The following is a 22,998-nucleotide window of genomic DNA, read 5'->3' as shown; positions in this document are numbered from 1 at the left end:
AACAAGCGGAATGCCCACCATGTCAGACCTGAAAACCGCCGCTCTCGAATATCACGCTCAACCTCGTCCGGGGAAACTGAGCGTCGAGCTCTCCAAGCCAACCGCCACTGCCCGCGACCTCGCCCTGGCCTACAGCCCAGGCGTCGCCGAACCGGTACGTGAGATTGGCCGCGATGCAGAGCTGGCCTATAAGTACACCGGCAAAGGCAACCTGGTTGCGGTGATTTCCGATGGTACCGCCATCCTCGGCCTGGGCGACCTCGGCCCACTGGCCTCCAAACCGGTCATGGAAGGCAAGGGCGTTCTGTTCAAGCGTTTCGCCGGTATCGACGTGTTCGATATCGAAGTCGAGTCGGAAAGCCCGCAGGCCTTCATCGACACCGTGCGTCGCATCTCCATCACCTTCGGTGGCATCAACCTCGAAGACATCAAGGCACCTGAGTGCTTCGAGATCGAACGCACCCTGATCGAACAGTGCGATATCCCGGTGTTCCACGATGACCAGCACGGCACCGCGATCGTCACTGCGGCCGGCATGATCAACGCCCTGGAAATCGCCGGCAAGAAGCTCGAAGAAGCCAAGATCGTCTGCCTGGGTGCCGGCGCTGCCGCCATTTCCTGCATGAAGCTGCTGGTCAGCATGGGCGCCAAGGTCGAAAACATCTTCATGATCGACCGCAGCGGCGTGATCCACGCTGGCCGTGACGACCTGAACCAGTACAAGGCCCAGTTCGCTCACGCCACTGACAAGCGCACCCTGGCCGACGCCCTGGACGGTGCCGACGTGTTCGTTGGTCTGTCCGGCCCGAACCTGCTGAGCCCGGAAGGTCTGAAGTCGATGGCCGCCAACCCGATCGTGTTCGCCTGCTCGAACCCGGACCCGGAAATCAAGCCGGAGCTGGCCCACGAAACCCGCAGCGACGTGATCATGGCCACCGGTCGTTCCGACTACCCGAACCAGGTCAACAACGTACTGGGCTTCCCGTTCATCTTCCGTGGTGCTCTGGACGTTCGCGCCAAGCGCATCAACGAAGAGATGAAGATCGCCGCTGCCATCGCCCTGAAGGACCTGGCCAAGCTGCCGGTGCCGAAGGAAGTCTGCGACGCCTACAACGTCCAGGCGCTGGAGTTCGGCCGTGAGTACATCATTCCGAAGCCGCTGGACCCACGCCTGATCACCGTGGTTTCCGACGCCGTGGCCAAGGCGGCCATCGAGTCCGGCGTGGCGACCCTGCCGTATCCGAAGCACTACCCGCTGAACAGCGTGGATGAAGTGTTCAACGGCTGATACCCGTCGTAGAAACACAGAAAAGCCCCGGCTCGCAGGAGTCGGGGCTTTTTGTTTGTCTGTGGATCGATGGGCGGGCCTGACAGCCCTATCGCCGGCACGCCGGCTCTGGCGATGGGGCCTACAGGATCTTGCGAATCAGAACAGGTCCATCGGTGCCGCTTCGTCGGCCGGCAGCGGGCTGCCTGGTGCTGCGCCGTTGCCCAGTTCGTCCACCGACGGTGGCGAGTCCTCGGCCTTGAACAGCTCGAAGTAGGCGTTCGGGGTGCTTGGCGAGGCTGCTCGGCCGCTGATCGGGTCGACCCGCAGGCTGAGGATGCCTTCCGGCTCGGCCGGCGGATGGCTCGGCTTGCCCTTCAGTGCGGCGCCCATGAAGTTCATCCAGATCGGCAGGGCCACCGTGCCACCGTACTCGCGGCGACCCAGGCTTTCTGGCTGGTCGAAGCCGACCCACACCGAGGTCACGTAGTCGGCGTTGTAGCCGGAGAACCAGGCGTCCTTGGATTCGTTGGTGGTACCGGTCTTGCCCGCCAGGTCGTCGCGGCCCAAGGCCAGGGCGCGGCGCCCGGTGCCACGCTTGATCACATCCTGCAGCATGCTGGTGAGGATATAGGTCGTGCGGCCATCGACGATCTGTTCGGCCACCGCCGGCGTCTGTGGCGGTGGCGCCACTTGGCCGAGGGCCGAAGGCGCCTCGCCTGGCAGGGCGGTGGTGCTGATCGGCTGCTCCGGCGCGGCTACCCCGGCGTTGTCCTCGGCGCCCTGTGGCACGCGGGCGGGGTTGGCGGTGAACAGGGTCTCGCCGCTGCGGCTTTCGATACGCTCGATCAGGTACGGGTTGATCTTGTAGCCGCCGTTGGCGAAGGTGCTCCAACCGGTGGCGATCTCCATCGGCGTCAGCGTCGCGGTGCCCAGCGCCAGGGACAGGTTGCGGGGCAGGTCCTGCTTGTTGAAGCCGAACTTGGCGATGTAGTCGATGGTGCGGTCCACGCCCATGGCTTGCAGCAGGCGGATCGACACCAGGTTGCGCGACTTGTACAGCGCCTCGCGCATGCGGATCGGGCCGAGGAAGGTGTTGGTATCGTTCTTCGGTCGCCAGACCTTGTCCAGGTACTCGTCGACGAACACGATCGGCGCATCGTTGACCAGGCTGGCGGCGGTGTAGCCGTTGTCCAGCGCGGCGCTATAGACGAAGGGCTTGAAGCTCGAGCCTGGCTGGCGCTTGGCCTGCATGGCACGGTTATAGTTGCTTTGCTCGAACGAGAAGCCGCCGACCAGGGCACGGATGGCGCCGCTGTACGGGTCGAGGGTTACCAGCGCGCTTTGCGCCGCCGGCACCTGGCTGAACTTGAGCGAGCCGTCTTCCAGGCGCTGCAGGCGTACCAGGTCGCCGACCTGGGCCACGTCCGCCGGCGATTGCGGCGCACGGCCCTGGGCGTTGGTGTTGAGGTAGGGGCGAGCCCACTTCATGGTGTCCCAGGCGACGTTCTCTTCCTCGCCGCCACGGGTCATGACCTTCAGGCCGGTCTTGTCGACCTGGGTGACGATGGCCGGCTCCAGCCCGCCCAGTGGACGTTGCTTGTTCAGTTCCTGCAGCCAGGCAGCGTGGGTCTTGCCCGGGAAGCGCGACTCAGGGCCGCGGTAGCCGTGGCGCTCGTCGTAGTCGGAGAGGCCGTTGAGCACAGCGGCGTTGGCCATTTCCTGCATGTCGCTGGGCACCGTGGTAGTGACCCGGAAGCCTTCGGTGTAGGCATCGCTGCCATAGCGGCCGACCATTTCGGCGCGGGCCATCTCGGCGATGTACGGCGCGTTCACTTCCGGCGTCGGCACGTGGTAGCTGGCGTTGAGCGGTTCGGCCAGGGCGGTTTCGTAGCTGGCCTGGTCGATTTTGCCGAGCTTGTACATGCGACCGAGAATCCAGTCGCGACGCTCTTTGGCGCGTACGGGGTTGGCCAGCGGGTTGAAGCGCGAAGGCGCCTTGGGCAGGCCTGCGATCATCGCCATCTGCGCCAGGCTGACATCGCGGATCGACTTGCCGTAGTACACCTGCGCCGCGGCATCGATGCCGTAGGCGCGGTTACCCAGGTAGATCTTGTTGACGTACAGCTCGAGGATCTCGTCCTTGGTCAGCTCGCGTTCGATCTGCAGTGCCAGGAGGATCTCGGTGGTCTTGCGCGAGAAACTGCGCTCGTTGGTGAGGAAGAAGTTCTTCGCCACCTGCATGGTGATGGTGCTGCCGCCGGTCTGGATATGGCCAGATTTCAACAACTGGGTCGCGGCGCGCATCAGGCTGCCAGGGTCGACGCCGTAGTGGTTGAGGAAATTGTCGTCTTCGGCTGACAGAAGTGCCTGGATGAATTGTGGGGGGATTTCCGCAAAGCGGATCGGCGAGCGGCGCATTTCGCCAAACTCGGCAATCAGCTTGCCGTCGTTGCTATAGACCCTCAAGGGGATCTGCAACTGGATGCTTCTGAGAGCGTCGACCGAGGGCAGGCTGGGACTAAGATACAGAAACGCACCGCTCACACCGAGTACGAGCGCGCAGATGACTGCGACGAGAGACCACCAGAAGAACTTCAGCAGGCGTATCAAGGCTTTTGGGTGTCCAGGTTGAGGAGTGGATTGCACGCGGCCAGCGCCGGAAAAACGCTGGGCATTATAAGCATTTTTCACCCCGCCGGGTCACCGCCTGGGCGGCTGGCCTCGGCACATGGCCTTTGTAGCCATCTGTCGGCGCGGGGTTCATCACACAGAGCAAAGGGAATCGCGATGCTTGGACGCTTCGGCAAGGATGCCGGATCACTGCTGGGGGTAGAGATCGCCTCCGATTCGGTGCGGGTCATTCAACTTCAGGGATGCCGCAGGCGCCACCGGGTGACGGCCTGCGTGTCGGAACCCCTGGCGCCGCAGGGGGCTGGTGGGGCAAACGCCGATCCAGACGCCATCGCCGCTGCCCTGCGAAGCGCCTTGCGGCGAAGCGGTAGCCGCCAACGCCTGGCTGCCCTGGCGCTGCCGGGGTCGCAGGTCATCTGCAAGCGTTGTCATCTGCCCATGGGCCTGGGGCCGGCTCAACTGGAGGCGCACTTGCTCGCGGATGCCGAGCGTCTGTTTCCGTTTCCACTGGAGGACTTGGCGCTGGACTTCCAGGTGCTTGGTGACGGTGGCGAGCGGGCCGGGTCCCAGGAGGTGCTGGTGGCCGCCTGTCGGCAACGTGCATTGGAGCCACTCGAACAGGTGGCTGTGCAGGCGGGGCTGCAACTGATGGCGGTCGAAGTCGACAGCATTGCCTTGCAGCGCCTCCTTCCAGCGGCCGATTCGGGTAACCAGGCGCTGTTGCGTCTGGAGCAGGGGGAAGCGACCTTGCATTATTGGCCGCGAAACCAAACGCCGCAACGGCATGCACTGGCCTTGTCGGCAGGCTCCTGGGGCGCGCCCTTGGCGCTGCAGTTACAGTCGCTGCCGGTCGTCGGCGACCAGGCGCAGGTACCTGAGCGTCTCGACGCATTTAGCAGGGTATTGGGTGTGCCGTGCCAACCACTGGCGGACTTGCCGGGTTTGGCGGCGGGCGACGGGGCCATGGCCCTGGCCTATGCCTTGGCGCTGGGAGGGCTGCGCTGATGCTGCGCCTGAACCTCTTGCCTTGGCGTGAGCGCCAACGCTTGTCGGCGGTACGTCGATTCAAGCAAGCATTGGTGGGCAGTCTATGCCTGGCCCTGTGCATGGTGCTGCTGGTCGACCAGCTGGCGAGGCAGCGCTTGCAACAACAGGCGAGCGTCAATGGTCAGCGTGAGCGAGCCATTGCGGCCCTGGATCGACAACTCGAACCACTCTCCGAGGTGCGCACGGCGCTCGAGCAAGTGCGCGGGCAGTCCCAGGCACTCGCTGCTCTTCGCGCCAGCCAGGAGCGCTTGCCAGCAGTACTGGGTGAGCTCGAGCGGGCGTTGCCAGAGGGTGTCGAACTGACCGAACTCACCTTCGACGGCACGCAGATGCAGATTGCTGGTTTCGCGGTGTCTGCCGGTTCGGTGGTGGCGTTCATGCACGGCCTGGAGGCGGGGGCGCGATTGCGAGAGCCGGCACTCAGGCATATGAAGCGCAAAGCGAGCGGCGAGCAATTTCGCATGACCGTGCGCGTATCGGCCTCGCCATCGTGATGCGCTGGCCTGGCGTTGACGCTGACTGGATCGCAAACCAGGCAGCCGGTGTGCGATGGGCGCTGGTGCTGTGCGCTGGGTCGCTGGTGCTTGTGGTGGGCGCCGCGTTGCGCTTGCCCAGCCTCTGGCTCATGCAGCAGGAACAGGGCTCGGCGGCCCAGGCGCTGCTCGGCATCGAGCAGGCTCGACGGGGCGAAGTGGCCGGGCTGGATGAGTTGCGAGCGACGTTGGCGGTCGCCGAACGCCAGTTGCAGGCGGCGCGTTGGCGGCTCTCGGCTGGCGAGGGGCTGGCCGGGCTGATGGAGCAGCTCGCCCGGTCGGCGCACGTGCATGGGTTGCTGGTCGAGCAACTGGACCTGCTCGAGGACGTCCGCAAGGACGGTTACTGGCAAACCCCCGTGCAGTTGCAGGTAATGGGGCGCTACGGCGCATTGCGGCTTTGGCTGGATGACTGGCTCGGGCAGTTGCGTCTGTTGGATACGGGCGACTCCCGATGGCAGCGGGTAGAACCCGATAGCGGTCTGCTGCGCTTGACGCTGCAGCTACATGCCTACCGGGCTGAAGGCGAACCACCCATGCCGGCCTCGTTGGCCGACGAGCCGGCTCGGCCCAAGCCCAGCGCGCCTGTCGTCGACCTGTTCGCCAGAGGCGTCGCCCCCGGCGAAACCGGGCTGGCCGCAATTGCGCTGGGGCGCTTGAGCATGGTCGGCAGCCTTTCCAGGGGCGAGGACCGCCAGGCCTTGTTGGTGGCCGGTGGGCATGTGTACCGGGTGCGGCTGGGTGATGCGCTGGGGCGCAACGAGGGGCGGGTGGTCGCCATCGACGAAACCTACGTGGAGGTTCGCGAGCGCTTGTTCGCCAGCGGTAGCTGGCATGAACACAGCGTATTTCTGCAGCTGGGCCAAGGTCGGCATGGAGAGGACAGGGATGAAGTTGCACACAAGGTGGAAATGGCTGTTGGCGCTGGTATTGCCGATCCCGCTGGCATCGGCGACGGCCCATCGCGGTGAGACGCTGTCGCTGAACGTTCAGGATGTGCAGGTACGCGCCGTACTCCAGCTATTGGCGGATCATGCCGGGGTCAACCTGGTGGCCAGCGATGCGGTCCAGGGCAGTGTCACCCTGCGCCTTCAGGACGTGCCTTGGGAGCAGGCCCTGGACCTGATCCTGCGTAGCAAGGGCCTGGCCAGGCGCGAGGAGGGCAATGTGCTGTTGGTCGCGCCCGTCGGTGAACTCGTCGGGCCAGCGGGCGAGCCCTATGCCGGGGAGCCTCATGCGCTGCCCTTGCAACCCCTGCGCCGCGAGTTGCTACCGGTGCACCATGCCAAGGCAGGCGAATTGGCAGAGCTGCTGCTGGCCACCCTCGCCGACGATGGCATCCTCACCGGCCGTGGCAGCCTGAGCGTCGATCCACGCACCAACACCTTGGTGGCGTACCAGCCGGCCGGGCGCCTGGCCGAATTGCGCAAACTGGTCGCGCAGCTGGACGTGCCGGTGCGCCAGGTGGCGATCGAGGCGCGGATCGTCGAGGCCAATGTCGACTACGAGAAGAGTCTGGGCGTGCGTTGGGGCAGGGAGCTGCATGGCGATACCGCGCAACTGGGCAAGGACCTGTTCGTCGACCTGGGTGTCGAGCGGGCAGGCGCAGGGGTGGGGTTGGGCCTGTTGCGCGGCGATGTGTTGCTGGACCTCGAACTGAGTGCCATGGAAAAAAGCGGCAATGGCGAGATCATCTCGCAACCCAAGGTGGTGACCGCCGACAAGGAAACCGCGCGGATCCTCAAGGGCACCGAGGTTCCGTACCAGGAAACCAGCAAGAGCGGCGCCACCTCGGTGTCGTTCCGCGAGGCCTCGTTGTCGCTGGAGGTCACTCCGCAGATCACGCCCGATGGCAAGGTCATCATGGCCGTGCGGGTGACCAAGGACGAGCCGGATTACGTCAATGCCTTGAACGACGTACCGCCGATCCGCAAGAACGAAGTCAATGCCAAGGTGCGCGTGGCCGATGGCGAGACCATCGTGATCGGCGGGGTGTACTCGACCACGCAAAACAAAGTGGTCGACAAGGTGCCATTTCTGGGCGATCTGCCGTATGTTGGGCGGCTATTTCGACGCGATGTATTACAAGAGAAAAAATCCGAGCTGCTGGTCTTCCTGACTCCGCGTATCATGAGTGACCAGGCGATTGCTGTGAGTCGTTGATTCTGTGCGAAATTTGATACTTGTAGGGCCCATGGGGGCCGGTAAAAGCACCATCGGGCGCCTGTTGGCCAAAGAGCTGCGCCTGCTGTTCAAGGATTCCGACAAGGAAATCGAACTGCGAACCGGTGCCAATATCCCGTGGATTTTCGACAAGGAAGGCGAACCGGGTTTCCGTGACCGTGAGCAGGCCATGATCGCCGAGCTGTGCGAGCTCGATGGCGTGGTCGTCGCCACCGGTGGCGGTGCGGTCATGCGCGAAGCCAATCGCCGGGCGCTGCACGCCGGTGGCCGGGTGATCTACCTGCATGCCTCGGTGGAGCAGCAGGTCGGGCGTACCGCGCGCGACCGCAATCGCCCGTTGCTGCGCACCGCCAACCCGGAGGCCACCCTGCGCGCCCTGCTGGAGGCACGCGACCCGCTCTACCGGGAGATCGCCGACCTGGTGGTGGAAACCGACGAACGGCCGCCACGCATGGTGGTGCTGGATATTCTCGAGCGTTTGCAGCAGTTGCCGCCCCGGTAAGCCGGGACTATTCTCGGCGACCACGCCGAGGCGAGGTTCAACGCGTGGCTCGCATGACAGGCGCCGCGCCCAAGTACATTGTGGGGATACATGCAGACACTAAAGGTCGACCTGGGCGAGCGTAGCTACCCGATCTACATTGGCGAAGGCCTGCTGGACCAGTCCGAGCTGCTGGCGCCGCACATTGCCGGGCGGCAGGTCGCAATCGTCTCCAACGAAACCGTCGCGCCGCTCTATCTCGAGCGCCTGAGCAAGACCCTGGGGGCCTACTCGGTCCTGCCGGTGGTGTTGCCCGATGGCGAGGCCTACAAGAACTGGGAAACCCTGCAACTGATCTTCGACGGCCTGCTGAGCGCCCGGCACGACCGCCGCACCACCGTGGTCGCCCTCGGCGGCGGCGTGATCGGTGACATGGCCGGCTTCGCCGCCGCTTGCTACCAGCGCGGTGTCGACTTCATCCAGGTGCCGACGACGCTGCTGTCCCAGGTCGACTCTTCGGTGGGCGGCAAGACCGGTATCAACCATCCGCTGGGCAAGAACATGGTAGGCGCGTTCTACCAGCCCAATGCGGTACTGATCGACACCACCAGCCTCAAGACCCTGCCTGCACGCGAGCTGTCCGCGGGCCTCGCCGAGGTGATCAAGTACGGCCTGATCTGCGACGAGCCGTTCCTCGGCTGGCTCGAGGAAAACATGGCCGCCTTGCGCGCCCTCGAGCCGACGGCGCTGACCGAGGCCATCCGTCGCTCCTGCGCGGCCAAGGCTGCCGTGGTGGGTGCTGACGAGCGCGAGTCCGGCGTGCGTGCCACGCTGAACCTGGGCCACACCTTCGGCCACGCCATCGAGACCCACATGGGCTATGGTGTCTGGCTGCACGGCGAGGCCGTGGCTGCCGGCACGGTCATGGCCCTGGAGATGTCCATGCGCCTGGGCTGGATCGACCAGGCAGCACGTGATCGCGGCATCCGCCTGTTGCGCGATGCTGGCTTGCCGGTGGTGCCACCACAGGAAATGACCCCGGCGCACTTCATGGAGCACATGGCGGTCGACAAGAAGGTCCTCGATGGGCGCTTGCGCCTGGTGCTGCTGCGCCAGATGGGCGAGGCCGTGGTGACCGACGACTATTCGAAAGAGATTCTTCAGGCCACGCTGTCGGCGGACTACCGCGCGATCGTGGCCCAGCTTTGAGGTTGTGACAGCGCAATGACCAGTTTGCATGCCGATGAGGCGTTTCTCGACCACTACCAGCTGAGCCACGACCCGTTCGCGCCGCGTGTGCCCGGCTTCAAGTTCTTTCCCGCCCAGCGCAAGCCTGTGCTCGGCCAGTTGCACCACCTGGCGCGTTACAGCCAGCTCATGCTGGTGGTCAGCGGCCCGGTAGGCAGTGGCAAGACCTTGCTGCGCCAGGCCCTGGTGGCCAGCACCAACAAGCAGTCGGTGCAAAGCGTGGTGGTCTCGGCCCGTGGCGCCAGCGATGCTGCCAGCGTACTCGGCCAGGTGGCTCAGTCGCTGGGCGTGGCGCAACCCGAAATGCAGTCGATCCTGTCCCAGGTGGTGCAGTTGGCGCTGACCGGGCAGGAAGTCTATCTACTGGTAGACGATGCGGAACAACTCGACGAGTCGGCACTCCAAGCGTTGCTGGAACTGGCGGCGGGTGTACCGGAAGGGCGCCCGCACGTGTTCCTGTTCGGCGAGCCTTCGCTGATCTCCTCCCTGGAGACGATCAACACCGATGAAGAGCGTTTTCATGTCATCGAGCTGGCGCCCTACAGCGAGGACGAGACCCGCGAATACCTGGAGCAGCGCCTGGAGGGCGCGGGCCGGGGCATCGATGTGTTCACTCGCGAGCAGATCGTCGATATCCATGAACACTCCGACGGTTGGCCTGGCAATATCAACCAGGTCGCCCGTGATACCTTGATCGAAGCCATGATCGCCACCCGCTCGACGGCCAAGCGACCATCCATGGGGTTCAAAATGCCTAAAAAACACGTGCTCGCCCTGTCCGCTGTTGTCGTGGTCGCCGTGGCGGCCGCCGTGCTCATGCCCAAGAAGGGCGACAAGGCGCCTGCCGAGGCGCCGGCTGCCCAGGCGCAGTTGCCGCTTGGCGAAGGCCAGCCGGGGGGCGCGCAATCCAATAACGGTGGCCCTGCCATCGAGTTCTCCGGCAACTCCCAGCCCATGCCGCTACCGTTGGTCGGCCAGTCCCAGCCCGTCATGCGTGAGCCGCTGGCCCAGGCTGCAGGCATGGGCGATGGCGAGGAAGGCGGACCGGCCGGCAATACTGCATTGCAGCCGTCCAACCCGCCGACCGTGACCACCACGGCGCCGCCTGAGGGCGTGGCCGCAGGCCCTGCGCCAACACCGGCGCAGCCGATCAGCGCCGCGCCGTCGCAGCCCGTTGCGCCAGTCCAGAAACCCGTTGCCGCCCAGCCTGCCAAGCCGGTTGCGCCTGCCAAGCCTGTGCAGCAGCAAACCCAGGTCGCCAGCGCCAAGCCGGCAGCCAAGCCTGCCACCGGCAACAGCAGCGGCGGCTGGTACAGTGGCCAGAAGCCCGGCAACTATGTCGTGCAGATCTTCGGCACCAGCTCCGAGGCGTCTGCCCAGGCATTCGTCAAGGCGCAGGGTGGCGACTATCGCTACTTCAAGAAAAACCTGCAGGGCAAGCCACTGTACGTCGTCACTTATGGTAGTTTTGCCAACCGTGACGCCGCGGTTGCGGCAATCAAGAACTTGCCAGCGAAGGTCCAGGCTGGTAAACCTTGGCCACGTACCGTCGCCAGCGTCCAACAAGAGCTGGCCTCGGCCCGCTGATACCTGCCGGGCGGCACCACCCCCGCCGCCCAGTTGCTGAGCGATAACTGACTTCTGTCTAGCCTGCTGCGCCCGAGCGCGGCAGGCTTTTCTGTCCCAGACTGCCGGCCACAAGCCTAACTTGCAGTCATGGCTGAAACGCTTCAGACTCGAGCCATGCCGCTATCACGGCGCATGGCGTAAAAACATTCAAAATTGCGACATAAATTTTCAATGGTGAGACATGAAAATTTGTGGGCATCGCTGTCGCTGTGCAACAATGGTTTTCCATGGCCACCGCAAAAAAGCTGGCATTTGATCGGCGTGGATGGTAAGTGGTTGTACTAAAAAGAGATTTGCCTCCGTTGAGAGGTGAACCTGGTGAGAAAGTGTCTATGAAAACAGGTCTGTACCATCCCGAAGAATTCAAGGACAACTGTGGTTTTGGCCTGATCGCCCATATGACGGGCGAACCGAGCCACCACCTTCTGCAAACCGCCATGCAGGCGCTGACCTGCATGACCCACCGCGGTGGCATCAACGCCGACGGCAAGACCGGTGACGGTTGCGGTCTGCTCATGCAGAAGCCCGATCAATTCCTGCGTGCCGTGGCCCAGGAGCACTTCGCCGTCGAGCTGCCCAAGCAGTACGCCGTCGGCATGGTGTTCTTCAACCAGGACCCGGTCAAAGCCGAAGCTGCCCGCGCCAACATGGACCGCGAGATCGTCAACGCCGGCCTGAAGCTGGTCGGCTGGCGCAAGGTTCCGATCGACACCAGCGTGCTCGGCCGCCTGGCCCTGGAGCGCCTGCCGCAGATCGAGCAGGTGTTCATCGGTGGTGAAGGCCTGAGCGACCAGGAATTCGCGATCAAGCTGTTCAGCGCCCGTCGTCGCTCGTCGGTGGCCAACGCCCATGACGCCGACCACTACATCTGCAGCTTCTCGCACAAGACCATCATCTACAAAGGCCTGATGATGCCGGCGGACCTCGCCGCATTCTTCCCGGACCTCGGCGACGAGCGCCTGCAGACCGCGATCTGCGTGTTCCACCAGCGCTTCTCCACCAATACCCTGCCGAAATGGCCGCTGGCTCAGCCATTCCGCTTCCTCGCCCACAACGGCGAGATCAACACCATCACCGGTAACCGCAACTGGGCCATGGCCCGTCGCACCAAGTTCTCCAATGACCTGATCCCCGACCTCGAAGAGCTCGGCCCGCTGGTCAACCGCGTGGGCTCGGACTCCTCGAGCATGGACAACATGCTCGAACTGATGGTCACCGGCGGCATTGACCTGTTCCGCGGCGTGCGCATGCTGGTGCCGCCAGCCTGGCAGAACGTCGAGACCATGGACGCCGACCTGCGCGCCTTCTACGAATACAACTCCATGCACATGGAGCCGTGGGATGGCCCGGCCGGTATCGTCATGACCGAAGGCCGCCACGCGGTCTGCCTGCTCGATCGCAACGGCCTGCGTCCGGCGCGCTGGGTGACCACCAAGAACGGCTACATCACCCTGGCTTCGGAAATCGGCGTCTGGGACTACAAGCCCGAGGACGTTCTGGCCAAGGGCCGGGTCGGCCCAGGCCAGATCTTCGCCGTGGACACCGAGACCGGCCAGATCCTCGATACCGATGCCATCGACAACCGTCTCAAGTCGCGCCATCCGTACAAGCGCTGGCTGCGCCAGCACGCCACCCGCATCCAGGCGACGCTGACCGACGACCAGGGCGTGGCCAGCTACGACAGCGACCAGCTCAAGCAGTACATGAAGATGTTCCAGGTCACCTTCGAGGAGCGTGACCAGGTGCTGCGTCCGCTCGGCGAGCAGGGCCAGGAAGCGGTCGGCTCGATGGGGGACGACACGCCGATGGCGGTGCTGTCCCAGCGCGTGCGTTCGCCTTACGACTTCTTCCGCCAGCAGTTCGCCCAGGTGACCAACCCGCCGATCGACCCGCTGCGCGAAGCGATCGTCATGTCGCTGGAAATCTGCCTTGGCGCCGAGCGCAACATCTTCCAGGAATCCCCCGAGCACGCCTCGCGGGTGATCCTCAGCTCGCCAGTCATCTCGCCCGCCAAGTGGCGTTCGCTGATGAGCCTGGAGCGCGAAGGTTTCGACCGCCAGCTGATCGACCTCAACTACGAGCAGAGCGTCGGCCTGGAAGCGGCCATCCGCAACATCGCCGATCAGGCCGAGGAAGCGGTACGCGGCGGCAAGACCCAGCTGGTGCTGAGCGACCGCAACATCGCCCCAGGCAAGCTGCCGGTCCACGCCTCGCTCGCCGTTGGCGCGGTGCACCACCGCCTGACCGAGCAGGGCCTGCGCTGCGACAGCAACATCCTGGTCGAAACCGCCACCGCTCGCGACCCGCACCACTTCGCCGTACTGCTGGGCTTCGGCGCCTCGGCCGTGTACCCGTACCTCGCCTACGAAGTACTCGCCGACCTGATCCGCACCGGTGAAGTCCTCGGTGACCTGGACGAAGTATTCAAGTACTACCGCAAGGGCATCTCCAAGGGCCTGCTGAAGATCCTGTCGAAGATGGGCATCTCCACCATCGCCTCGTACCGTGGTGCCCAGCTGTTCGAAGCCGTGGGCCTGGCCGAGGAAGTGGTTGGCCTGAGCTTCAAGGGCGTGTCCAGCCGCATCAAGGGTGCGCGCTTCGTCGACCTGGAAAGCGACCAGAAGCTGCTCGCGGCCGAAGCCTGGAGCGCGCGCAAGCCGATCCAGCAAGGTGGCTTGCTGAAGTTCGTCCACGGTGGCGAATACCACGCCTACAACCCGGATGTGGTCAACACCCTGCAGGCCGCCGTGCAGCAGGGCGACTACGCCAAGTTCAAGGAATACACCACGCTGGTCGACCAGCGCCCGGTGTCGATGATCCGCGACCTGTTGAAGGTCAAGGTCGCCGACCAGCCGTTGGCACTGGAGCAGATCGAGCCGTTGGAAGAAATCCTCAAGCGTTTCGACTCCGCGGGTATCTCGCTGGGTGCGCTGTCGCCGGAGGCCCATGAGGCGCTGGCCGAGGCGATGAACCGCCTGGGCGCGCGCTCGAACTCCGGTGAGGGCGGTGAAGACCCATCGCGCTACGGCACCATCCGCAGCTCGAAGATCAAGCAGGTGGCTACCGGCCGCTTCGGCGTCACCCCGGAATACCTGGTCAATGCCGAAGTGCTGCAGATCAAGGTGGCCCAGGGCGCCAAGCCCGGCGAGGGCGGCCAGCTGCCAGGCGGCAAGGTCAACGGCCTGATCGCCAAGCTGCGCTATGCGGTACCGGGCGTGACCCTGATCTCGCCGCCGCCGCACCACGACATCTATTCGATCGAAGACCTGGCGCAGCTGATCTACGACCTCAAGCAGGTCAATCCGCAGGCGCTGGTATCGGTCAAGCTGGTGGCAGAAGCCGGCGTTGGCACCATCGCCGCTGGCGTGGCCAAGGCCTATGCCGACCTGATCACCATTTCCGGCTACGACGGCGGCACCGGCGCTTCGCCGCTGACCTCGATCAAGTACGCCGGCGCGCCGTGGGAGCTGGGCCTGGCTGAAACCCACCAGACCCTGCGCGGCAACGACCTGCGCGGCAAGGTGCGGGTCCAGACCGACGGCGGCCTGAAGACCGGCCTGGACGTGATCAAGGCAGCCATCCTCGGTGCCGAGAGCTTCGGCTTCGGCACCGCGCCGATGATCGCCCTGGGCTGCAAGTACCTGCGCATCTGCCACCTGAACAACTGCGCCACCGGCGTGGCGACCCAGAACGACAAGCTGCGCAAGGACCACTACATCGGCACCGTCGACATGGTGATCAACTTCTTCACCTTCGTTGCGGAAGAGACTCGTGAGTGGCTGGCCAAGCTGGGCGTGCGCAGCCTGGGCGAGCTGATCGGCCGTACCGACCTGCTCGACGTACTGCCAGGCGACACCGAGCGCCAGCAGCACCTCGACCTGACCCCGTTGCTGGGCAGCTCGCACATCCCGGCCGACAAGCCGCAGTTCTGCGAAGTGGACAAGAACCCGCCGTTCGACAAGGGCGAGCTGGCCGAGAAGATGGTCGAGATGGCCCTGCCGGCGATCCGCGACCAGGCCGGTGGCGAGTTCAGCCTCGACATCTGCAACTGCGACCGCTCCATCGGTGCGCGTGTCTCTGGCGAAATCGCCAAGCTGCACGGCAACCAGGGCATGGCCGCGGCGCCGATCACCTTCCGCTTCAAAGGCACTGCGGGCCAGAGCTTCGGCGTGTGGAACGCCGGTGGCCTGAACCTGCACCTGGAAGGCGACGCCAACGACTACGTCGGCAAGGGCATGACCGGTGGCAAGCTGACCATCGTGCCGCCAGCCGGCAGCCCGTTCGAAACCCAGCACAGCGCCATCGTCGGCAATACCTGCCTGTACGGTGCCACTGGCGGCAAGCTGTTCGCCGCCGGTACCGCGGGCGAGCGCTTCGCTGTGCGTAACTCCGGCGCCCACGCTGTTGTCGAGGGTACTGGCGATCACTGCTGTGAATACATGACCGGCGGCTTTGTCTGCGTACTGGGCAAGACCGGTTACAACTTCGGTTCTGGCATGACTGGCGGCTTCGCCTACGTGCTCGACATGGACAATACCTTCGTCGACAAGCTCAACCACGAGCTGGTGGAAATCCAGCGTATCAGTGGTGAAGCGATGGAGGCCTACCGCAGCCACCTGGCGCGTGTCCTGGGCGAATACGTCGAAGAAACCGGCAGCGAGTGGGGGCGTGAGCTCTCGGAGAACCTGGACGACTACGTGCGGCGCTTCTGGCTGGTCAAGCCGAAGGCGGCCAACCTGAAGCAACTGTTGTCCAGCACCCGTGCCAACCCGCAGTAAGAACAGCTGCAAGTGGCGAGCCTCGAGCTGCATGTCGATGCAGCACGAGGTTTGCCCGGCTTAAGTGATCGTCTTGCGGCTTGCAGCGTGTAGCTTGCAGCTGCTGTAAAGAGGTTTTGAAAAATGGCTGAACGTCTGAACAACGACTTCCAGTTCATCGAAGTGGGCCGCAAGGACCCGAAGAAGAAGCTGCTGCGCCAGCGCAAGAAGGAGTTCGTGGAAATCTACGAACCCTTCAAGCCCCAGCAGTCCGTCGAACAGGCACATCGCTGCCTGGGCTGCGGCAACCCGTATTGCGAGTGGAAGTGCCCGGTCCACAACTTCATCCCCAACTGGCTGAAGCTGGTCTCCGAAGGCAACATCCTGGCGGCCGCCGAGCTTTCGCACCAGACCAACACGCTGCCTGAAGTCTGTGGTCGCGTGTGCCCGCAAGACCGCCTGTGCGAGGGTGCCTGCACCCTGAACGACGGCTTTGGCGCGGTAACCATCGGTTCGGTCGAGAAGTACATCACCGATACCGCCTTCGCCATGGGCTGGCGTCCGGACATGTCCAAGGTCAAGCCGACCGGCAAGCGCGTTGCCATCATCGGTGCCGGCCCGGCGGGCCTGGGCTGCGCCGATGTGCTGGTGCGTGCCGGGGTGACTCCGGTGGTATTCGACAAGAACCCGGAAATCGGCGGCCTGCTGACCTTCGGCATTCCTGAGTTCAAGCTGGAAAAGACCGTGCTGAGCAATCGCCGCGAAGTCTTCACCGGCATGGGCATCGAGTTCCGCCTCAATACCGAAGTGGGCAAGGACATCACCATGGAACAGCTGCTCGCCGACTACGACGCAGTGTTCATGGGCATGGGTACCTACACCTACATGAAGGGCGGTTTCCCAGGCGAGGACCTGCCGGGTGTGCATGACGCGCTGGACTTCCTGATCGCCAACGTCAACCGCAACCTGGGCTTCGAGAAGTCGCCTGAAGACTTCGTCGACATGCAGGGCAAGAAGGTCGTGGTACTGGGTGGTGGCGACACCGCGATGGACTGCAACCGCACCTCGATCCGCCAGGGCGCCAAGTCGGTGACCTGTGCCTATCGCCGTGACGAAGCCAACATGCCGGGTTCGCGCAAAGAGGTGAAGAACGCCAAGGAAGAAGGCGTGAAGTTCCTCTACAACCGCCAGCCGATCGCCATCGTCGGCGAAGACAAGGTCGAAGGCGTCAAGGTGGTCGAGACCCGTCTCGGTGAGCCCGATGCCCGTGGCCGCCGCAGCCCCGAGCCGATTCCCGGTTCCGAGGAAATTTTGCCGGCCGATGCCGTGGTGATCGCTTTCGGCTTCCGCCCGAGCCCGGCGCCGTGGTTCGAGCAGCATGGTATCCAGCTGGACAGCCAGGGCCGCGTGGTGGCGCCGGAGAAAGGCCAGTTCAAGCACCAGACCAGCAACCCGAAGATCTTCGCCGGTGGCGACATGGTGCGCGGCTCTGACCTGGTGGTGACGGCGATCTTCGAAGGCCGTACGGCTGCCGAGGGTATCCTGGACTATCTGGAAGTCTGATGGACCGATGGGGCCGCTTTGCGACCCTTTCGCGACACAAGGCCGCTCCTACAGGGAATTGCTTATTTCTGTAGGCGCGGCCTTGTGTCGCGAAAGGGCTGCAAAGCAGTCCCAGTGCATTGTTGTATACAAAATCGCTTGATCCAAGGCATCCAATAGACAAAACGCATGGTCACATCCGTGCCTTTTGCGCTGGCGTCTGAGAAAATACCGGCACTTTTTTGCCGGATGCCGACATGACTGCCCTGAAGAACGATCGTTTCCTGCGTGCACTACTCAAGCAACCCGTAGACGTCACCCCGGTGTGGATGATGCGCCAGGCTGGCCGCTACCTGCCTGAGTACCGCGCGAGCCGCGCCAAGGCTGGCGACTTCATGAGCCTGTGCATGAACCCCCAGTTCGCCTGCGAGGTCACCCTGCAGCCGCTGGACCGTTATCCGCTGGATGCGGCGATCCTCTTCTCGGACATTCTCACCATCCCCGACGCCATGGGCTTGGGCCTGTACTTCGAGACCGGCGAAGGCCCGCGTTTCGAGAAGGTCATCAGCACCCCGGCCGACATCGAGGCGTTGCCGATCCCCGATCCGCAGAAAGACCTCGGCTACGTCATGGATGCTGTCAGCACCATCCGCCGCGAACTCAATGGCCGAGTGCCGCTGATCGGCTTCTCCGGCAGCCCCTGGACCCTGGCCACCTACATGGTCGAGGGCGGTTCGTCCAAGGACTTCCGCAAGACCAAGGCCATGGCCTACGACAACCCCGAGGCCCTGCACCTGTTGCTGGACAAGCTGGCCCAATCGGTCACCAGCTACCTCAACGGGCAGATCCTGGCCGGTGCCCAGGCGGTACAGATCTTCGATACCTGGGGCGGCAACCTGTCGGCGGCGGCCTACCAGGAATTCTCGCTGGCCTATATGCGCAAGATCGTCAGCGGCCTGATCCGCGAGCACGAGGGGCGCAAGATCCCGGTGATCCTGTTCACCAAGAATGGTGGTCTGTGGCTGGAAAGCATCGCCGAGGCCGGTGCCGATGCCCTGGGCCTGGACTGGACCTGCGACATCGGCGATGCCCGCCGCCGCGTGGGCGACAAGGTGGCGCTGCAGGGCAACATGGATCCGACCGTGCTCTACGCCAAGCCCGAGGCCATCCGCAAGGAAGTGGCGCGTATCCTGGCCAGCTATGGCAATGGCAGCGGCCATGTATTCAACCTGGGCCATGGCATCACCCCGGAAGTCGATCCGGAACATGCCGGCGCGTTCATCAACGCCGTGCACGAGTTGTCGGCGCAGTACCATCAGTGAATTGATCGCTGACCTGAAAAGCCCGGCCCTGCGCCGGGCTTTTTTACATTAAGTTTTAATTCAGCGATCGTCGTTAACCTGGGGCCATCTAAACCTAAACGGGACACGATCCCCATGAAAGCCCGTTACCTCGCTCTGATCATCGCCCCACTGTTCAGTACCGCTGCTCTGGCCGCGGGCTACACCGGCCCAGGTGCGCAACCGGTGACCACCCTCGCCGCCGCCAAAGAGGCCGCCGACGATACGCCGGTCGTGCTGCAGGGGTATGTGACCAAGAAGATCAACAACGACGACAAGTACGAATTCAAGGACAGCACTGGCACCATCAACGTCGAGATCGACGATGAGGATCTGCCGCCGACGCCGTTCAATGAAAAGACCAAGGTCAAGCTGACCGGTGAGGTGGAGAAGCACCTGATGAGCCGCGAAGTGGATGTGGATATCGTCGAGATCATCAACTGATTCAACGTCCCTTCGCGGCGCGAACCGCCGCGAAGGGCCTTCAGGTGGTCTTGGGCGGCAACTTGCTCAGGTGCAACGCCACCAGCAATGCCACCGCCAGCAGGCTGCCGATGAACAGGCCGATGCCGTTCCACCCGGCATGGTGCCAGAACACCCCACCGGCAGTACCGGCCACGCTGGACCCTGCGTAGTAGCAGAACAGGTACAGCGAAGAGGCCTGCCCCTTGGCCTTGAGGGCGCGCCGGCCGATCCAGCTGCTGGCCACCGAGTGCGCGCCGAAGAAGCCGAAGGTGAATACCAGCAAGCCAACGATCACCAGCGGCAACGGGCTGGCCAGGGTCATCAGCAAACCACCCGCCATCACCAGGATTCCCGCCCAGAACACCCGGCGTCGTCCCAGCTTGTCAGCCAGGGCGCCGACCTGCGCAGAGCTGTAGATACCCGACAGGTACACCACCGACAGCAGGCCGACCAGTGCCTGGTTCATGTGGTAGGGCTCGGCCAGCAGGCGATAGCCGATGTAGTTGAACAGGGTGACGAAGGCGCCCATCAACAAGAAGCCTTCGAGGAACAGCCACGGCAGGCCGGCATCCTTGAAGTGCATGACGAAGCCATCCACCAGGCTGCGCGGGTTGAGCGTTTGCGCACGGAAGTTGCGCGATTCGGGCAACACCTTCCAGAACACCAGCGCCGCTACCAGGGCCAGGCCGCCGATCACCAGCATTGCCGTGTGCCAGCTGACGAAGTCGATCAATACCCCGGTGATCAGGCGTCCGCTCATGCCGCCGATGGCATTGCCGCCAATGTACAGGCCCATGGCCAGGCCGATGTGCTGTGGATGGATTTCCTCGCTCAGGTAGGTCATCGCCACTGCTGCCAGGCCGCTCAGCGACAACCCCACCAGCGCGCGGGTGGCCAGTACCAGCTCCCAGGTCGGCATCACCGCACTGGCCAGGGTCGACAGCGCGGCGCACAGCAATGCGGCGACCATCACCGGCTTGCGCCCGATGCGGTCGGAAATCGGCCCGGTAACCAACAGGCCGAATGCCAGCAGGCCGGTCGACACCGACAGCACCAGGCTGCTCTGCGCGGCGTTGATCGAAAACTCCTTGGACAGCAGCGGCATCATGGGCTGCACGCAGTACAGCAGGGCGAAGGTGGCGAAACCGCCGCTGAACAGGGCCAGTACGGTCTTCATGAAGGCGGGAGTGCCTTTTTCGATCCAGATATCGGTCAGCGGGGCAGGGTCGGGTTCGGCGCAGAGGGGGCTACAGCAGTTTTCACAGGGGATACCTCGGGTGCAATGAAAAAAGCATATAGCTGCCTAATGATTAGATCCAATATATTGTTCGACCTATTTAAGAGCTTTTACGACTCGTTTGGAGCCGAACATGGAATTGCGCCACCTGCGGTATTTCATCGCTGTCGCCGAAGAGCTGCATTTTGGCCGCGCCGCCCAGCAACTGGGCATCTCCCAGCCGCCGCTGAGCCAGCAGATCCAGGCCCTGGAACAGGAGCTTGGCGCGCGTCTTTTCGAACGCACCAACCGACGAGTGGAGCTCAGCGAGGCTGGCCGGCTGTTTCTCGAGGAGGCCCGCCAGGTGCTGGCGCAGGTGGAGAAGGCGGCCGACGTGGCACGCCGCGCCCAGCTAGGTGAGTTGGGCGAGCTTAAAATCGGCTTCACTTCCTCGGCGCCCTTCACCTCGAAGATCCCCAAGGCGATCCATGCCTTCCGCCAGCGCTTTCCTGCCGTGCACCTGCATCTGCAGGAAATGAGCAGCCGCGATGTGGCCCAGGCGGTGTTCGACGAGTCCATCGAGGTCGGGCTGATGCGGCCGATGCCCCTGCCCGATGGGCTGTTGGCCACGGAGTTGTTCCGCGAGCCGCTGGTGGCGGTGGTCAACGCCTCGCACCCACTGGTCGCCGGTACCGAGCGGGGTGTGCACATGTCGGCATTGGCCCACGAGCCTTTCGTGTTCTTCCCGCGCAGCTACGGCAGCGGGTTGTACGCCCAGCTGCAGAGCCTTGCGCGACAGGCCGGGTTCAGTCCGCACTTCGCCCAGGAGGCTGGCGAGGCGATGACCATCATCGGCCTGGTTTCGGCGGGCCTGGGCGTGTCGGTGCTGCCGGCGTCCTACCAGCGCATGCGCATCGAAGGCGTGGTCTATCGCACGTTGCTGGATGAAGATGCCGTGTCGGCGGTGTGGCTGGTGCAGCGCGAGCGCGGCGCATCGGCGATGGCCAGGGCCTTTGCCGAGTTGCTGACCGACCAGGTGAGCGGCTGAGTCCCATGTGCTCGGACGGTTGGTGCAGGGCCTGGATGAACAGGGCTGGTCAACGCCGCTTCGCCGCCACATACTCGGGCATTCGTTGATACACGGAGGTCTGTCATGCGGCGTGTGGTGTTCAATCAGAAAGGTGGCGTGGGCAAGTCGAGCATCGCCTGCAACCTGGCGGCGGTGAGTGCCAACGAGGGTTATCGGACCCTGCTGATCGACCTGGATGCCCAGGCCAACTCGACCCAGTACCTGACCGGCCTGACTGGTGAGGACATTCCCATGGGCATCGCCGACTTCTTCAAGCAGAGCCTGTCCAGCGGGCCCTTCAGCAAGAAGAACAAGGTTGATATCTACGAAACGCCGTTCGACAACCTGCATGTCGTCACGGCGACCCCGGAGTTGGCCGACCTGCAGCCCAAGCTCGAAGCCAAGCACAAGATCAACAAGTTGCGTAAGTTGCTCGACGAGCTGGACGAGGACTACGACCGGATCTATATCGATACACCACCGGCGCTGAATTTTTACGCTGTTTCTGCGCTGATCGCCGCCGATCGTGTGTTGATCCCCTTCGATTGCGACAGCTTCTCGCGCCAGGCCCTGTATGGCCTACTGGCCGAGATCGACGAACTCAAGGATGACCACAACGAAGAGTTGGTGGTCGAGGGCATCGTGGTCAACCAGTTCCAGTCGCGCGCCAGCCTGCCCCAGCAGATGCTCGACGAGTTGCTGGCCGAAGGGTTGCCGGTGCTACCGGTGTACCTGGGCAGTTCGGTGAAGATGCGCGAATCGCACCACGCCAGCCTGCCGCTGATTCACCTGGAACCGCGGCACAAGCTGACCCAACAGTTTGTCGAGTTGCACGACCTGCTTGAGCGTAGTGAGTGAGCGCAACATTCAAATCATTGCCCATTCGCTGAGTGCCATGCATATCTCCCAAAACGGGAGATATGCATGGATGCGCGTCATTGCTAAAAGCACCCTGGTGAGGTTCTGGGAATTACCGGGGTACGAGGATGCCAGAGCTCCGTTGGAGAGCTGGCACGATATGGCAACAAAGGCCATCTGGCGAACGCCGCAGGATGTAAAAAATCAGATTGGCAGCGCCAGCATAGGTGGCAGCAATCGCGTGGTCTTCAATATCGGGGGTAACAAGTACCGGCTTGTTGTCGAGATGCAGTATCGAGCCGGTATTGCCTGGGTGAAGTTCGTCGGTACGCACAAGCGCTATGACGAGATTGACGTGGAGACGATCTGTGAATATTAAGCCGATCCGCAATGATGACGACCTTCGAGCAGCTTTCCAGCGACTCGAAGCCATTTTTCAAGCTGAAGCGGGCACGCCTGAGGCTGATGAAATGGAAGTGCTTGTAGCTTTGATCGAGGTGTACGAGAACAAGCACTATCCCATCCACCCGGCCAATCCCATCGAGGCGATCAAGTTTTGCATGGATCAGCAGGGCCTGACGCCGCGTGATCTTGAACCTTTCATTGGTCCAAGCGGGCGGGTATCAGAGGTTTTGAATGGAAAGCGCGGACTTAGCCTTTCCATGATCAAGCGCCTGCACGATGGCCTTCGCATTCCCTACGAGTCCTTGTTGGCAAGCGCATAGAAC

At 63.5% G+C, this 22,998-nt stretch carries 18 protein-coding genes; 16 read left to right on the top strand and 2 right to left on the bottom strand.

Annotated elements, in window-relative coordinates; translation table 11 throughout:
- Nucleotides 1-19 precede the first annotated feature (19 nt).
- On the top strand, nt 20-1,288 hold the full coding sequence (locus tag E6B08_RS28465; RefSeq protein WP_136917019.1) for a malic enzyme-like NAD(P)-binding protein: 1,269 nt from the start codon (nt 20-22) through the stop codon (nt 1,286-1,288).
- A 138-nt stretch (nt 1,289-1,426) separates the two neighbouring features.
- Here the strand turns inward: E6B08_RS28465 and E6B08_RS28460 are convergent, their stop codons facing one another.
- Nucleotides 1,427-3,877: a penicillin-binding protein 1A gene (locus E6B08_RS28460; RefSeq protein ID WP_416194417.1), complete on the bottom strand. Its 2,451-nt coding sequence runs from the start codon at nt 3,875-3,877 to the stop codon at nt 1,427-1,429.
- Between the two features lie 180 nt (nt 3,878-4,057).
- Between E6B08_RS28460 and pilM the strand changes: the two genes are divergently transcribed.
- From pilM to E6B08_RS28405, 11 genes are all read left to right on the top strand, one after another.
- Nucleotides 4,058-4,906 carry a type IV pilus biogenesis protein PilM gene (gene pilM, locus E6B08_RS28455; protein ID WP_136917017.1) on the top strand — a complete coding sequence of 283 codons (849 nt, stop codon included), beginning with the start codon at nt 4,058-4,060 and terminating at the stop codon, nt 4,904-4,906.
- The gene (locus E6B08_RS28450; protein ID WP_136917016.1) at nt 4,906-5,442 is read left to right on the top strand and encodes a PilN domain-containing protein; all 537 of its coding nucleotides are present in this window, start codon (nt 4,906-4,908) and stop codon (nt 5,440-5,442) included. The genes pilM and E6B08_RS28450 overlap by 1 nt, the downstream gene beginning before the upstream one ends.
- Nucleotides 5,443-5,492: 50 nt before the next feature.
- The gene (locus E6B08_RS28445; protein ID WP_192938599.1) at nt 5,493-6,452 is read left to right on the top strand and encodes a pilus assembly protein PilP; all 960 of its coding nucleotides are present in this window, start codon (nt 5,493-5,495) and stop codon (nt 6,450-6,452) included.
- Complete coding sequence (locus E6B08_RS28440) at nt 6,370-7,644, top strand: type IV pilus secretin PilQ (protein WP_136917014.1); 1,275 nt, start codon at nt 6,370-6,372, stop codon at nt 7,642-7,644. Before E6B08_RS28445 ends, E6B08_RS28440 begins: the two co-directional genes overlap by 83 nt.
- Before the next feature lie 4 nt (nt 7,645-7,648).
- Entirely contained in the window at nt 7,649-8,167 is a 519-nt protein-coding gene (aroK, locus tag E6B08_RS28435) for a shikimate kinase AroK (RefSeq protein ID WP_133325012.1), read from the top strand.
- Nucleotides 8,168-8,257: 90 nt separating this feature from the next.
- A complete protein-coding gene (gene aroB, locus E6B08_RS28430) occupies nt 8,258-9,355 on the top strand; it encodes a 3-dehydroquinate synthase (protein WP_136917013.1) in 1,098 nt (365 codons plus the stop codon).
- A gap of 15 nt (nt 9,356-9,370) precedes the next feature.
- Nucleotides 9,371-10,981, top strand: coding sequence for an AAA family ATPase (locus E6B08_RS28425; protein WP_136917012.1), 1,611 nt, complete (start codon nt 9,371-9,373; stop codon nt 10,979-10,981).
- 374 nt (nt 10,982-11,355) lie between these two features.
- Entirely contained in the window at nt 11,356-15,801 is a 4,446-nt protein-coding gene (gene gltB / locus E6B08_RS28420) for a glutamate synthase large subunit (protein ID WP_136917011.1), read from the top strand.
- 123 nt (nt 15,802-15,924) lie between these two features.
- Nucleotides 15,925-17,343 (top strand): FAD-dependent oxidoreductase, encoded by a 1,419-nt coding sequence (locus E6B08_RS28415; protein WP_136917010.1) that lies wholly within the window; start codon nt 15,925-15,927, stop codon nt 17,341-17,343.
- A gap of 236 nt (nt 17,344-17,579) precedes the next feature.
- On the top strand, nt 17,580-18,644 hold the full coding sequence (gene hemE / locus E6B08_RS28410) for a uroporphyrinogen decarboxylase (protein ID WP_136917009.1): 1,065 nt from the start codon (nt 17,580-17,582) through the stop codon (nt 18,642-18,644).
- Nucleotides 18,645-18,758: 114 nt separating this feature from the next.
- The gene (locus tag E6B08_RS28405) at nt 18,759-19,106 is read left to right on the top strand and encodes a YgiW/YdeI family stress tolerance OB fold protein (RefSeq protein WP_136917008.1); all 348 of its coding nucleotides are present in this window, start codon (nt 18,759-18,761) and stop codon (nt 19,104-19,106) included.
- 40 nt (nt 19,107-19,146) lie between these two features.
- On the opposite strand, the gene E6B08_RS28400 is transcribed toward E6B08_RS28405, so the two are convergent.
- On the bottom strand, nt 19,147-20,343 hold the full coding sequence (locus tag E6B08_RS28400) for an MFS transporter (protein WP_416194416.1): 1,197 nt from the start codon (nt 20,341-20,343) through the stop codon (nt 19,147-19,149).
- Between the two features lie 154 nt (nt 20,344-20,497).
- Here E6B08_RS28400 and E6B08_RS28395 point away from each other — a divergent pair, with 154 nt between their 5' ends.
- The 4 genes from E6B08_RS28395 to E6B08_RS28380 all read left to right on the top strand — a co-directional run bounded on the left by E6B08_RS28395 (nt 20,498) and on the right by E6B08_RS28380 (nt 22,995).
- Nucleotides 20,498-21,391, top strand: a complete 894-nt coding sequence (locus E6B08_RS28395) for a LysR family transcriptional regulator (RefSeq protein WP_136917006.1) — start codon at nt 20,498-20,500, stop codon at nt 21,389-21,391.
- Between the two features lie 105 nt (nt 21,392-21,496).
- A complete protein-coding gene (locus E6B08_RS28390; protein WP_136917005.1) occupies nt 21,497-22,270 on the top strand; it encodes a ParA family protein in 774 nt (257 codons plus the stop codon).
- A gap of 70 nt (nt 22,271-22,340) precedes the next feature.
- On the top strand, nt 22,341-22,649 hold the full coding sequence (locus E6B08_RS28385) for a type II toxin-antitoxin system HigB family toxin (protein WP_136917506.1): 309 nt from the start codon (nt 22,341-22,343) through the stop codon (nt 22,647-22,649).
- A complete protein-coding gene (locus E6B08_RS28380; RefSeq protein WP_136917004.1) occupies nt 22,639-22,995 on the top strand; it encodes a helix-turn-helix domain-containing protein in 357 nt (118 codons plus the stop codon). Before E6B08_RS28385 ends, E6B08_RS28380 begins: the two co-directional genes overlap by 11 nt.
- Nucleotides 22,996-22,998 lie beyond the last annotated feature (3 nt).

Source organism: Pseudomonas putida, from assembly GCF_005080685.1.
In the GTDB taxonomy this organism is placed as follows: domain Bacteria; phylum Pseudomonadota; class Gammaproteobacteria; order Pseudomonadales; family Pseudomonadaceae; genus Aquipseudomonas; species Aquipseudomonas putida_V.
This window is presented reverse-complemented; position numbering and strand designations above follow the sequence as displayed.